Genomic DNA, 13017 nt, shown 5'->3' on the forward strand with positions numbered 1-13017 from the left:
GGGAGGCGGACATGCGGGGCGGAACGGTTGCGGTGGTCGGCGGAAGCATCGCGGGCTGCGCCGTCGCCACGGCGGCGGCGCGGGCGGGCGCCGGCGAGGTCGTGGTGCTGGAGCGCACGCGCGGGCGGCTCGAGGACCGGGGCGTGGGCCTGTGCATCCACGACGAGCGGGCCGTGGAGCTCGGCGCGAGCGGGACGCTGCCCGCGGGGATCGCGGCGCACCGGCTGGAGCGGCGCCGCTGGGTGGTGCGGGACGACGCCGCGGGGCCGGGCGGGAGGGTGGTGTGGGAGCAGCCGTTCCCCTTCCACTCCTACCACTGGGGTCTGCTGTGGCGCGGGCTCCGGGAGTCGGTGCCGGGCTCGGTGGTCTACCGGCAGGGGGAGACGGTGACGGCCGTGGGGGCGGCCGGGACCGCGGGCGCCGAGGTGCGGCTCGCGGGCGGCTCCGTCGAGCGGTACGACCTGGTCGTCGGCGCCGACGGGTACCGCTCTGTGGTGCGCGAGGCGCTCTGCCCGCGGTCCCGGCCGCACTACGCCGGGTACGTGTGCTGGCGCGGGAACGTCGACGCGGCGCGGCTGGCGGTGCTCGGCAGCGAAGCGGACTCGGTGCCGGAGGCGGTGACCACGGTCTGCTTCGCGGGCGGCACCTGCGTGGTCTACCGCATCCCCGGGCCGGACGGGCCGCGGGTGAACTGGGTGCTCTACGCCCCGCCGCCGCGCGGCGGCGGGCTGCGCTTCGACGACGCGACGAGCTTCCCGCCGGGTGGGCTGACGCCCGAACTGGCGGAGCATCTCGGCGCGTTGCTCGACCGGGAGTTCCCGCCGTACTGGGGGCGGGCGCTCGCGCTGACTCCTCCGGCGGACACCTTCGTGCAGCCCATCTACGACCTGGAGACGGCCCGCACCGCCGCGGGCCGGCTGCTGCTCGCGGGCGACGCGGCCACCGTCGTACGTCCGCACAACACGAGCGGCGCCGCCAAGGCCCTGCAGGATGCCACCGCCCTCGCCGAGGGGTGGCGCCGCGTCGGGTCCTTCGAGGAGCTGCTGCACGGCTACGAGGAGTCCCGCGGCGCCGCCGGACGGGAACTGGTCGCGCTGGCCCGACGGCTGGGCCGGGCCCAGGTCGAGGAGACCCCGGCCTGGGCGGCCATGGACGGCGGCGGGATGGCGGCGTGGTGGCAGGGCCAGCTGGCGGGGGCCCCGGGCATCGGGGGCCAGGCGATGGCTCCGTAGACCCGGCCCGGCCACCGCCCGCCCACCCGCCGAGCGCACGCCACCGACCACCCGCCGCCGCCCGTCGGCTACCGTCCGTTGATGACGGTGTTGCCGGTGATCGCGCCGTCCGCGCCGGAGACGGTGACCGCGTGGCGGACGCCGTCCGGTCCGAGGACCACGGCCAGCCATGCGCTGCCGCCGCCGTCCTGCGCGATCACGCGCAGGCTCTCCACCTTCCCGCCCGTCACGGCCGCGGCGGCCTTGTCGGCCGCGTCCCCGATGGCGAGGGCGGGCAGGGGCGCCGGGGCGGCCTTGTGCAGTCCCCCCTTTCCACCGGGACCACCGGGAACTCCGGGTGCGTCCGGCGCGCCGGGACCGAAGAGCTCCGCACGCCGCTCGGACACCTGCGGACCGCCGCGGCCGTCCTTGCGCTCGTGGGGCGGTTCGACGCCCTGCGGGCCGTGCTTGAACCCGCCCTTCTCACCGGGCTCGGCCCACACGAGGCGCGGACCCCGTCCCCCGGGCCCGTCGTGGCGTTCGGCCACGGCGACCGCCGCCACTCCCCCGCCGACGACGACCACGGCCGCGCCCGCCACCACCCAGCGGGCGGTCTTGGTACGCGGCACCAGGCGGCCCAGGGCCGCTCGCTTGCGGGCTCCGGCCTCCGGCGCGGTCTCGGGCTGCTCGGACGGCGGCGGGACAGAATCAGACATACAGGCACTCCTCAGAACAACCGGGCACCACGCCCGGCTCGGTCCCGAGCATGCTGAGCGCATGCTGAAGCCCCGCTGAAGCCACCTGAAGACCTCTTCAGCCTGCGGTGGACAGGGCCTGAGATCCTGTCCGGCATGCGCGTACTGGTGGTGGAGGACGAACGACGGCTGGCCGTGGCCCTGCAGCGGGGGCTCCAGTCGGAGGGATTCTCGGTGGACGTGGCCCTCGACGGGCCCCAGGGCCTGTGGATGGCCACCGAGCACGATTACGACCTGATCGTGCTCGACATCATGCTGCCCGGGCTGAACGGCTACCGGGTCTGCTCGAAGCTGCGCGCCGCCGGCAACGAGTCGGGGATCCTGATGCTCACGGCGAAGGACGGCGAGTACGACGAGGCGGAGGCCCTGGACACCGGCGCCGACGACTTCCTGTCCAAGCCGTTCTCCTACCTAGTCCTGGTCGCCCGGCTGCGCGCGCTCGGGCGGCGCACGGGCCGCCGGCGCCCGCAGGTGATGCGGTTCGGCGACCTGGTGATCGACCCGGCCCGGCACTCCTGTTCCCGTGGCGCCACGGAGATCCGGCTGACCGCGCGGGAGTTCGCGGTGCTGGAGTACCTGGCCCGGCGCTCCGGCGAGGTGGTGCCCAAGCGGGACATACTGGAACAGGTGTGGGACAGCGCCTTCGACGGCGATCCCAATGTCGTGGAGGTCCACGTCAGCGCCGTGCGCCGCAAGATCGACGCTCCGTTCGGCCGCGCCGCGCTGGAGACCGTACGCGGAGCCGGGTACCGGCTGGCGGTCGACGGTGGCTGAGCGTCCCGGCGCGCGCCCCCGTCCGCTTCCCCGCTTCCGCCGTCGGGCGGGCGGCGCCTTGCGGGCGGTGCCGGCCGCGGTCCTGAGGCGTTGGCCGGCGCTGCGGCGGCTGTGGCCCACCACCGTGCGGGCCCGGGCCACCGTGGGCGCCAGTGTGGTGGTGGCCGCCGCGCTGTCCCTCGCCTCGTTCGCCCTGCTCGGGCTGCTGGAGGCCAACCTGCTGCGCAACGCGGAGAACGACGCCCGGCGGCAGGCGGAGACGGTGGCCCAGCTCGCCGCCACCGGGAAGCTGGGGCGCGTCCGCGCGCCCGCCCGCGGCGTCGAGTTCGTCCAGGTGGTGAGCGCCGACGGGCGGGTGCTGTTCGCCAGCCCGAACCTGCTGGACGTGCCCCCGCTCCCGCCGGCCGTCCCGGGGCTGCCGGGGCCCCGCGTCCACACCTGGAAGGTCCGCCCGTTCGGCGGCGAACACCGTCAGCGGGTCGTCCAGGTCATCACGGACACCCCGGACGGGCCGGCCACCGTCTACGCCGGCGCCTCGCTGCGGGACGCGGACGCGGCCGACGACACCACGACCGCCGCCCTCGTCATCGGCATGCCCCTGTTGCTGGCGATGGTCGCCCTGGTGACCTGGAGGGTCACCGGTCACGCGCTGAGGCCGGTGGAGGAGATCCGCGCCGAGGTCGCCGCGATCTCCGACCGCGACCTGCACCGCAGGGTGCCGGTGCCGGCCACCCACGACGAGGTCGCCCGCCTGGCGGAGACCATGAACGCCACCCTCGACCGGCTGGAGGCCTCCGGCATCCGCCAGCGGCAGTTCATCGCCGACGCCTCCCACGAACTGCGCAGTCCCATCACCGTCCTGCGCACGCAGCTGGAAGTGGCCCTGGCCGTCCGGGACCCGGAGCTGTGGCCCGAGCTGATCGGCGGAGCCCTGGAGGACATCGAACGGCTCCAGCACCTCGCGGCCGATCTGCTGCTGCTCGCGCGCATCGACGCGGCCCAGCCCGTGGCGGCCGTCCCGCTGGACCTGACCGCCCTGGTGCGCGAGGTGGTGGCGGGCCGCCTCGGCGACCGGGTCCCCGTACGGACGGACCTCGAAGCGGACGTCGAGGTCACCGCGAGCGCGCTGTGGCTCGGCCGGGTGGTCACCAACCTCGTCGACAACGCGCAGCGCTACGCCGTCCAGAGCGTGGACGTCACCCTGCGCACTACGGGACGCGGCGCGGTGCTGGAGGTCGTCGACGACGGTCCCGGCATTCCCGCGGCGGACCGGGAGCGGGTCTTCGAGCGCTTCACCCGGCTCGACGACTCGCGCAGCCGCGACCACGGCGGGGCGGGGCTGGGGCTGGCGATCGCGCGCGATCTGAGTGCCCATCACGGCGGAACGCTGACGGCCGAGGGCTCCCTGCGGGGGGCGCGGCTGGTGCTGCGACTGCCCGTGACACGTCAGCCCTGACCGCTCCGCTCCACCGCGTCGGACAGGCCGTGCGGATCGTCGCCACGCGGGACAGGGGCCTCAGCCCATGAACAACTGCCTGAGTTTCCCAGGCATCAGCCTGGCCGACGGCGAGATGGATGGACAGGGCGGCGGGCGGATCGAGCCGGCGGTTCCACCCTCGGGGTGCGGGGGTACGCAGTCCGGCGAGCATGCCGCGGACCGTACGGCGTCCCGGACCAACCGCATGGGGCGAGCGGAAAATGCGGTGCTCCGGTCCGGCCCGCGATCTAGACTCGCCGTACGCGCTGCCGACCGGGCACCGCGCGCCTCATACCGAGTGAAGAGAAGGGGAGTCCGGCCATGCGCACGCACCGCACCGCCGTCTTCGCTCCCCCGTCCCGGTACGACGTGATCCCGGTGTCTCGCGGCGCGCGGTGCCGGCCGCGCGGCCGTCACCGTACCCCCGTGACGCACTTCTAGATTTCTTCGGGTTCCCTGCCTTCCCGCTTCCCGTACGCCACCGCCCGCCCGGACCTCCTCCGGGCATGGCGGCGACGGTGCTGCGGCCGCGTGCGGGGCCCCGAGGATCGCGTACGGGAATCGCGCCGCCCCTTTCCCTCTTCACTCGAAAGGCCTAGGGCCATGCGTGCCAACGGGCGACCCCTCACCACCAATTCCCTCACCGCCGTCCGCAATCTGGGCATCCTCGCCCACGTCGACGCCGGCAAGACCACGCTCACCGAACGCGTCCTGTTCGCAACCGGTGCCACCCACAAACGGGGCGAGGTCCATGCCGGAACGACCGTCACCGACTACGACCCCCAGGAACGCGACCGCGGCATCACCATCTTCGCCGCGGCCGTGAGCTGCACCTGGGACGGACATCGCGTCAACCTGATCGACACCCCGGGGCACGTCGACTTCTCCGACGAGGTCGAGCGTTCCCTGCGGGTGCTGGACGGGGCGGTCGCGGTGTTCGACGCCGTCGCCGGGGTCGAATCGCAGAGCGAGTCGGTGTGGCGGCAGGCCGACCGGCACGGTGTGCCGCGGATCGCGTTCGTCAACAAGCTGGACCGGGCCGGCGCCGACCTCGACACGGCGGTCGCGTCGATCCGCGAACGGCTGGGCGCCGTACCCCTCGTGGTGCAGCTGCCCATCGGACGGGAGGACGCGTTCACCGGCGTCGTCGACCTGCTGACGATGCGCGCGCTCCACTGGCACGCCGGCTCCGACACGTACGAGGCGGGGCCGGTCCCCGAGCCGCTGCGCGAGGAGGCGGACCGGCGGCGCCGGCTCCTGGAGGAGACGGTGGCGGAGCTGCACGCCGAGGCGCTGGAGGAGTTCTGCACCACCTCGGCGCTGACCGGGCGGACACTGGCCCGCGCCCTGCGCGAGCTGACCCTGCGCGGGGACGGCGTCGTGGTGCTGTGCGGCTCGGCGTACCGCAACCGCGGGATCGAGCCCTTGCTGGACGCGGTCCTGGCGTACCTGCCCTCGCCCGCCGACATGCCGCCCGTACGGGGTGTGGCGGACGGCGCGGAGCAGGAGCGCGCGCCCGATCCGGCGGGGCCGTTCACGGCCCTCGCCTTCAAGGTGACGGCGACCGCGACGGGGCGGCTCACCTATCTGCGGGTGTACGCCGGCAAGTTGCGCAAGGGCGCGACCGTACTGGACGCGGCCACGGGCCGGACGGAGCGGGTCGGCCGGATCCTGCGGGTCCAGGCCGACCGGCACGAGGAACGGGAGGAGGCGGGGGCCGGTGACATCGTCGCCGTGATCGGGCTCAAGGCCGCCCGGGCGGGCACGACCCTGTGCGCGCCGGGGGCCGCGCTGGTCCTCGAACCGCCCTCGGTGGCCGAACCGGTGGTGTCGGTGGCGGTCGAGGCGCGGCGCGCCGGCGACACCGGGCGGCTCTCGGCGGCCCTGATGCGGCTCGCCGAGGAGGACCCCTCGCTGGTGGTCCGGTCCGACGCGGAGACCGGGCAGACCGTGCTGTCGGGGATGGGTGAACTGCACCTGGAGGTCGCGGCGGAGAAGATCCGCAGCGGCCACGGGGTGGAGGTCGTCGTCGGCCGGCCGCAGGTCTCCTACCGGGAGACCGTCGTGCGCGGGGTGACGGGCCTGGTCTACCGGCACGTCAAACAGGACGGTGGCGCGGGCCAGTTCGCGCACGTCGTCGTCGATGTCGAGCCGTTGGAGGAGGCCGCCTTCGAGTTCCGGTCGGCGGTCATCGGCGGGCGCGTGCCGCCGGAGTACGCGCGTGCCGTCGAGGCGGGCTGCCGGGACGCCCTCGCCGAGGGCCCGCTCGGCGGCCATCCGGTGACGGGCCTCCGGGTCACGCTCACCGACGGGGCGACCCACTCCAAGGACTCCTCGGAGATGGCGTTCCGGGCGGCGGGCCGGTTCGCGCTGCGCGAGGCGCTGCGCCTGAGCGCGGTGGAACTGCTGGAGCCGGTCGTGGAGGTGACGGTGACCGTTCCGGAGGACGGGGTGGGCGGTGTGCTGGGTGACCTGGCGGCCCGTCGCGGCCGGGTCTCGGGGTCCACGGCGGGGTCCGGGACCGCGGTGGTCACGGCGACCGTTCCGCTGGCCGAGCTGTTCGGCTACGCGTCCAGGCTGCGCGGCCGTACCCAGGGCCGGGGCACGTTCACCACCCGCCCGGCCGGTCTCGCGCCGGTCCCGGCCTCGGTGGCGGCGGCCCTGCCGGCTCGCTGACCGCCCCGCGCTAGTCTGCGTGGACCCCTCGGGTCCACGCAGACAGGCAAGGTGAACATGTTCGAGCCGGTGCAGGAGAATCCCTACCCCGACAGCCACGTCCTGGGCGAGGGCCCCGAGCCGCACCCGCTGCTGCGGCCCGTGCTGCCCCTGCTCGGGCGCTGGGCCGGTCGGGGGCAGGGCGAGTACCCGACGCTGGAGAAGGACTTCCGGTACGCGCAGGAGATCACCTTCAGCCACGACGGCCGCCCTTTCCTGCGCTACGAGGCACGGGCGTGGCTGATCGACGACTCGGGGGCCCCGGTCCGTCCCGCGGGACGTGAGGCGGGGTGGTGGCGGGTGATGCCCGACGCCTCCCTGGAGGTCGTGCTCGCCCACCCCACCGGGATCGTCGAGACCTACGTGGGCCGGGTGTCCGGTACGGAGATCGAGATCGAGACCAAGGACGTGTCGCTGACCCCGCTGGCCAAGGAGGTCACCGGCACGCGGCGCCGCTACACCGTCGACGGCGAGGAGATGACGGTCCTCCACGACATGGCCGCGGTGGGGCAGCCGCTGCAGCACCACCTCACGACGCACCTGCGCCGACGCCCCTCCCAGGGCCGCTGAGTCCCGCACCCGCCCTGGAAAGGCGCCGCGAGATCACCCGCGTGCCCGGCACGGGCTGCGGGTGCTCCCGTACGCGCCGTCGCATAGTCGTGGCAGGCCCCGTGACGGCGGCGGCGTACCGGAGGGAGTGATGGTGGTGGAGCTCGGACGACGTGCCGCGCTGGCGGCGCTGCTGACCGCGGGTCTCGTAGCCGGTTCCGGCGCCGCGGCGGCGCGGACGGGCGCTCAGCCCACCGCTCCGGCCCCGGGCGGCCGGGACGCCGGGGGTCCGCTCGCCGGTCCGCGCCCGCCGGCCTCGCTCCTCGGCAGTGAGATCCGCCGGCTGCCCACCTCGCGCAAGGTCATCGCGCTCACCTTCAACGCCGCGTGGGACGAGGCCGGCGTCGACACCGTGCTCGCCGAACTGCGGCGGCGGAAACTGCCCGCCACCTTCTTCCCGACCGGGCAGTTCGCCGAGGCGCACCCCGCGGCGGTGCGCGCCTTGGGCGCCGCGCACGGCCTCGGCAACCACTCGTACAGCCACCCGTACTTCGGCGAGATCAGTACGGCGGAGCGGGCCGAGGAGGTGCGCCGCGCCGACGCGGCGATCCGGACGGCGTCCGGGACGGAGCCGCTTCCGTTCTTCCGTTTCCCCTACAGCTCCACCACCCGGCAGTCCGTCGCCGACGTCAACGACCTGGGCTACGCGGCGATCGAGTTCACCGCGGACACCAACGGCTACCTCGGGCCGGACGGGGGCATGACCGTGGACGAGGCGGTCGAGCGGGCCGTCGACGCCTTCACCCCCGGAGCGATCATCCAGATGCACGTCGGCAGCAACGGCGACGGCGTCGTCCTCGACGCCGAAGCCCTCCCGCTGATCGTCGACGCTGCGCAGGCCGACGGCTACGAGGTCATCGACCTGCGCGCGTTCCTGAGCGCGCCGGCTTCCCCCGCTGCCGGCGGGGCCCGGTAGGGGCCGGTCCGGTCGTCTCCCGGAGCCGGTCCGCCGCCCTGGCCAGCCGGAACCCCGCGATCTGGCAGGTCACGAGGGAGACGAGGACCAGCACCACGAAGAAACGGTCGTTGATGAGTTCCGCCTGACGGGTGACGCCCGCCAGGACGATGCCGATGGTGCCCCGGGCGTTGAGGGCGAACGCGAGGGACGAGGAGAACACCCGGTCCTCCCCCGCCAGGCGCGCCCCCGCCCAGATGCCGGCCGTCTTGATGCCGCAGGCGAGCGTGAGGAACCACAGGAAGAACAACGGGTCGAAGGCGCGCACCAGGTCCAGGCGCATGCCGACCAGGACGAAGAACACCGGAATGAAGGAGGCCATCGAGAACTGGCGGATGGCGCCCCAGACCGCCGCTTCGCGTCCGGTCCCCCGGGAGGTGCCGTCGTCGGCGCTCTGATCGCCGCGGGCGGCGCAGATGCCCGCCATCAGCGCACCGAACACGGCGTTGACGCCGAGGCCCAGGCACAGCAGCACCATGGCGCACAGGAAGATCAGCCGGAAGGCCACCGGGCTCTGCCGGGCCACGATGTTGGCGCGGTGGCGGGCCAGCCGGCGGAAGAGCCGGGCTCCCCAGGTCAGGCTCGCGGCGAAGAACAGCACGCTGACGACGGTGAAGTACGCGGCCGTGGGCACGGGTGCGGCGGTGCCGATCAGGTCCCACAGGCCGACGGAGTGGCCGGTGCCGGAGCGGGCGAGGCCGAGGACCACGGCGAGGACGACGTAGAGGATGACGTCCTCGATCACGGCGACCATCAGGACGATCCGGCCGAAGGCGGTATCCATGATCTTCAGGTCCATCATGATCCGCGAGATGACCGGAATGGCCGCGACCGCCATCGCGAGCCCCACGACGAGGGCGGTCGTCACCGTGGAGCCCGCCGGCCCCGCGAAGAAGGCGGGGACCAGCGCCGCGAGGCCCACGCCCGCCGCGAAGGGCACCACGAGTCCGGCCGCGGCCACGATCGCCCCGGTGCGGCGTTCGCGGCCGCCCGCCCTGATGCGCAGTTCCGCGCCCGCCAGGAACATCAGGAGCAGCTGGCCGAGCTGGTAGATGGCGTCCAGGGCGCTGGTCACCGCACCGGAGGCGGGGAACAGCGCGGCCCGGGCGGCGGGGGCGAGTAGCCCGAGGAGCGAGGGGCCCAGGAGGATGCCGCCGACGACCTCGCCGATGACGGGGGGCTGGCGCAGGGCGCCGAAGAGGAATCCGCATCCGTGTGCGGCGGCGCAGATCACGGCGAGGGCCGCCAGCAGCCGGATGGTGTCGATCGCTGTCATGCCGGATCACTTCCACTCGTTGCGCGGGGTGGACGTCGTTCCGTTCGGTTTCACGTCAGTGCGAGGGAGTGCTGTTCAGCCGACGCACACAACAGGGTTACGAGGCGGTTCGGTTCGGCGCGGCCACCATTGAATAGCCTCCGCCCCGACGGAGTCGACGTGCGCCCGGTGCGGAGCGTCCCGGCCTGACGGTGGTGTGGTGCCGGGCCGCCCGATCGTCGTCCTGGCAGGATGGCGGCATGGAACGTGTACTTGGAATCGGTGGGTACTTCATGCGGGCCGCCGACCCCGCGGCCCTGGGCGCCTGGTACCGCGACTGCCTGGGCCTGGACGCCGATGAGAACGGGCTGTGGCATCCGGGGGCCGGGCCGACGGTGTTCGCGACGTTCGAGTCCGGGACCGACTACTTCGGCTCCCGCGCCCAGCAGTCCATGCTCAACTTCCGGGTCCGCGACCTGGACGCGATGCTCGCGCAGCTGCGCGGCGAGGGCGCGGACGTGGCCGAGGAGACGCAGGACATGGAGGGTGTCGGCCGGTTCGGCTGGGTCACCGATCCCGAGGGGAATCGGATCGAGCTGTGGCAGCCCGCCTGAGCTGCCCGTCAGGTGTGGGAGCCGTACGGACGCTATCGATCCGTTTGCGGAAGACCCAGTACGTCCAGGCCTGGTAGGTGATGACCACGGGCGCCCTGAAGGCCGCGACCCGGGTGAGGATCCTCAGCGTGTACGGGCCGGCCGCCGCGCCCGCTGCGGTCAGGGTCCGGGTCCGCGGACGAGGCCAGGACGTCGGGGAACAGGGCGAGGAAACAGCCCGCGACGACAGCGGCCACGGCCAGCCCGGACAGCGCGAACGCCCGGCCCTCCCGCGCCGGCTGCGACATCCCGACGACGACGAGCACCGCCGCGGCGCCCACGCTCAGCACCAGGAAGCGGGCAGGCACGGGCGGTGGCGCTCTTCCTGCCCCCTGCCGGCGAACCCCCTGGACGCGGGACTCACCTTCCCCGCCCTGCGCCGGGCCGGCGTGGTCACCCTCGCGGTGATCGTCGTCTTCGCGCCGACAACCTGATCGCCCGCATCCTCCTCCAGGGCCGGCGCGCCGCACCAACCAGCGGGCCGCGACGGCCCGTTGGCGGTGTCGGCTATCGTCCGTCCTCAACCGACGAATCGGCACAGGGGGATGCAACAGGTGAGCGAGAAGGACGTGCTGGCGCGGAGCTTCGAGGAACACCGCCCCCATCTGCGGGCGGTGGCCTACCGGATGCTGGGTTCGCTCAGCGAGGCGGAGGACGCCGTACAGGAGGCCTGGCTCAAGCTGAGTCGCTCCGACGCGGGTGCGGTGGAGAACCTGGGCGGCTGGCTGACCACCGTGGTCGGCCGGGTGTGCCTGGACATGCTGCGCTCGCGGACCACGCGGCGCGAGGATCCGCTGCACGACCAGGACGGGGAGGTCCGCATCCCCGACCCGGTCGTCAGCAGGGCGGACGGCCTCGACCCCGAGCAGGAGGTCCTCCTGGCCGACTCGGTCGGCATCGCGCTCATGGTCGTCCTGGAGACGCTCGCGCCCGCCGAGCGGCTGGCCTTCGTGCTGCACGACCTGTTCGCCGTCCCCTTCGACGACATCGCCCCCGTTCTGGGGCGCACCGCGGCCACGACCCGGCAGCTCGCCAGCCGCGCCCGACGCCGCGTCCAGGGCGCGGCGCCCGCCCCGGACCCGGACCGGGCCCGGCTGCGGGCGGTCGTCGAGGCGTTCCTCGCCGCCTCGCGCGGCGGGGACTTCGAAGCGCTGGTCGCCGTCCTCGATCCGGACGTCGTGGCCCGCTCCGACGGCGGCGCACTGCGCCCCGGCCTGGTCCGCCGCGGCGCGGCCGAGGTCGCCTCCCAGGCGATCACCTTCGCGCGGTTCGCGGCGGCGTCCCATCCGGTGCTGGTCAACGGCCTCCCCGGCGTGGTCGCGGTGGCGGACGGCCGGGCGATCTCGGTCATGGCGTTCACCGTCCGGGACGGCAGGATCACCGCCCTCGACATCCTCACCGACCCCGAGCGCCTCGCACGCATCGACCTGCCCCTCCTGGAGGGCTGAGCCACCACCACCAGCCGTTCGGTACGCGGGACGGGGGCTGGCCCCCGCGTACCTAACGGCAACGGTCCGCGTCCGTACCGGCCCCAAGACCTCTACGATCATTCGGTGATGGAGACTTCGAAGCCCGAGCCGGGCCCCACCCCCGGCACCGCCCTGGTCCTGATCGACCTGATGCCCCGTATCGTCACCCTGTCGCTGGCCCCCCACACCGGCGAGGAGGTGGCCGGGCGGTGCGCCCGGCTGGCCGAGGCGTTCCGGGCCGGCGGCCGCCCGGTGGTCGTGGTGCGCGTCGAGCGTCCGAACGTGGCGGAACAGCCGCCCGGCAGCGGCTTCGTCGAGGGCCTCGCCCGCCCCGGTGACATCGAAATCGTCAAGCGTACGGTCGGCGCCTTCCACGGGACGGGCCTGCACGAGCGCCTGCACGGCCTCGGGGTGGAACGGCTGGTCCTGGCCGGGCTGGTGACGACGATGGGCGTGGAGTCCACCGCCCGCGCGGCGAGCGACCACGGCTACGAGGTGGAGTTCGTCGAGGACGCGATGTCCGCCTTCGCGGCGGACGAGCACGAGTTCGCCGTACGGAGGATCTTCCCGAGGTTCGGCGAGGTCCGCGACGCGGCGTCCTACCTGAAGTCCCTCACCACGGAACGCGGCTAGCCGTGCCCGGCGTGCCCTGGCTACACGTCGTTCCGGAGCGGGGCGCCCTGCCCGTCGATCTGCTGCTGACCGGCAGGACGTACGTGGCGCGGCTCGACGGCCGGCAGATGCGCGATACGGACGCCGTCTTCCTGCAGTTCTACGACGGACTGAGGCTGCCCGACCACTTCGGCTGGAACTGGGATGCCCTCTTCGACTGTCTGCGTGATCTGGAACTGGAATGGCTGTCGGCCGACCAGTACGTGGTGATCGTCGAGGCAGCTGACGAGGCACTGCCAGGCGACGCCGCCGGCCGACGGTTGCTCTTCGGGACCCTCCTGCGGGCAGGGCAGCGATGGTCCTCCGTCAAGCGACCCGAGGGAATCGACGTCGGTCGGCTGGCGGTCGTCCTGTCCTGCGACGCGGCGTCTGTGGCTGACCTGCGGCAAGAGCTGCGAAAGTGCGGGGAGGAGACGGTCCCCGCAGGGGAACGGATCCGTGCGGGCGATGTCAGTGGGCGCCTCTAGCGTTG

General features: G+C 73.8%; 13 protein-coding genes. 11 read left to right on the plus strand and 2 right to left on the minus strand.

Annotation, left to right across the window (positions count from 1 at the left end; genetic code table 11):
• Positions 1-11 precede the first annotated feature (11 nt).
• On the plus strand, positions 12-1232 hold the full coding sequence (locus IF88_RS0123760; protein WP_030716030.1) for an FAD-dependent monooxygenase: 1221 nt from the start codon (positions 12-14) through the stop codon (positions 1230-1232).
• Positions 1233-1300: 68 nt separating this feature from the next.
• Here the strand turns inward: IF88_RS0123760 and IF88_RS0123765 are convergent, their stop codons facing one another.
• Positions 1301-1927 carry a hypothetical protein gene (locus IF88_RS0123765; protein ID WP_030716032.1) on the minus strand — a complete coding sequence of 209 codons (627 nt, stop codon included), beginning with the start codon at positions 1925-1927 and terminating at the stop codon, positions 1301-1303.
• A 135-nt stretch (positions 1928-2062) separates the two neighbouring features.
• On the opposite strand from IF88_RS0123765, the gene IF88_RS0123770 reads away from it, so the two are divergent.
• The 5 genes from IF88_RS0123770 (at position 2063) to IF88_RS0123790 (ending at position 8457) form a co-directional block, all read left to right on the plus strand.
• Complete coding sequence (locus IF88_RS0123770) at positions 2063-2740, plus strand: response regulator transcription factor (protein WP_030716042.1); 678 nt, start codon at positions 2063-2065, stop codon at positions 2738-2740.
• 100 nt (positions 2741-2840) lie between these two features.
• Positions 2841-4196, plus strand: a complete 1356-nt coding sequence (locus IF88_RS48135) for an ATP-binding protein (protein WP_030716044.1) — start codon at positions 2841-2843, stop codon at positions 4194-4196.
• 624 nt (positions 4197-4820) lie between these two features.
• Entirely contained in the window at positions 4821-6893 is a 2073-nt protein-coding gene (gene fusA, locus IF88_RS0123780; protein WP_030716046.1) for an elongation factor G, read from the plus strand.
• 57 nt (positions 6894-6950) lie between these two features.
• Entirely contained in the window at positions 6951-7502 is a 552-nt protein-coding gene (locus tag IF88_RS0123785; protein ID WP_030716049.1) for an FABP family protein, read from the plus strand.
• A 130-nt stretch (positions 7503-7632) separates the two neighbouring features.
• Complete coding sequence (locus IF88_RS0123790; RefSeq protein ID WP_037806817.1) at positions 7633-8457, plus strand: polysaccharide deacetylase family protein; 825 nt, start codon at positions 7633-7635, stop codon at positions 8455-8457.
• Here IF88_RS0123790 and IF88_RS0123795 read toward each other — a convergent pair.
• A complete protein-coding gene (locus IF88_RS0123795; protein WP_030716055.1) occupies positions 8396-9772 on the minus strand; it encodes a cation:proton antiporter in 1377 nt (458 codons plus the stop codon). The genes IF88_RS0123790 and IF88_RS0123795 overlap by 62 nt on opposite strands.
• A 239-nt stretch (positions 9773-10011) precedes the next feature.
• Between IF88_RS0123795 and IF88_RS0123800 the strand changes: the two genes are divergently transcribed.
• From IF88_RS0123800 to IF88_RS42295, 5 genes are all read left to right on the plus strand, one after another.
• Complete coding sequence (locus IF88_RS0123800) at positions 10012-10365, plus strand: VOC family protein (protein WP_030716058.1); 354 nt, start codon at positions 10012-10014, stop codon at positions 10363-10365.
• Positions 10366-10445: 80 nt separating this feature from the next.
• On the plus strand, positions 10446-10838 hold the full coding sequence (locus IF88_RS0123805) for a hypothetical protein (protein ID WP_030716061.1): 393 nt from the start codon (positions 10446-10448) through the stop codon (positions 10836-10838).
• Between the two features lie 111 nt (positions 10839-10949).
• Positions 10950-11852, plus strand: a complete 903-nt coding sequence (locus tag IF88_RS0123810; RefSeq protein ID WP_420710998.1) for a sigma-70 family RNA polymerase sigma factor — start codon at positions 10950-10952, stop codon at positions 11850-11852.
• 108 nt (positions 11853-11960) lie between these two features.
• Complete coding sequence (locus tag IF88_RS0123815; RefSeq protein WP_051837447.1) at positions 11961-12506, plus strand: isochorismatase family protein; 546 nt, start codon at positions 11961-11963, stop codon at positions 12504-12506.
• Positions 12507-12517: 11 nt separating this feature from the next.
• On the plus strand, positions 12518-13012 hold the full coding sequence (locus tag IF88_RS42295) for a barstar family protein (RefSeq protein ID WP_234323670.1): 495 nt from the start codon (positions 12518-12520) through the stop codon (positions 13010-13012).
• Positions 13013-13017 lie beyond the last annotated feature (5 nt).

It is taken from the genome of Streptomyces sp. NRRL F-2580, assembly GCF_000720115.1.
In the GTDB taxonomy this organism is placed as follows: domain Bacteria; phylum Actinomycetota; class Actinomycetes; order Streptomycetales; family Streptomycetaceae; genus Streptomyces.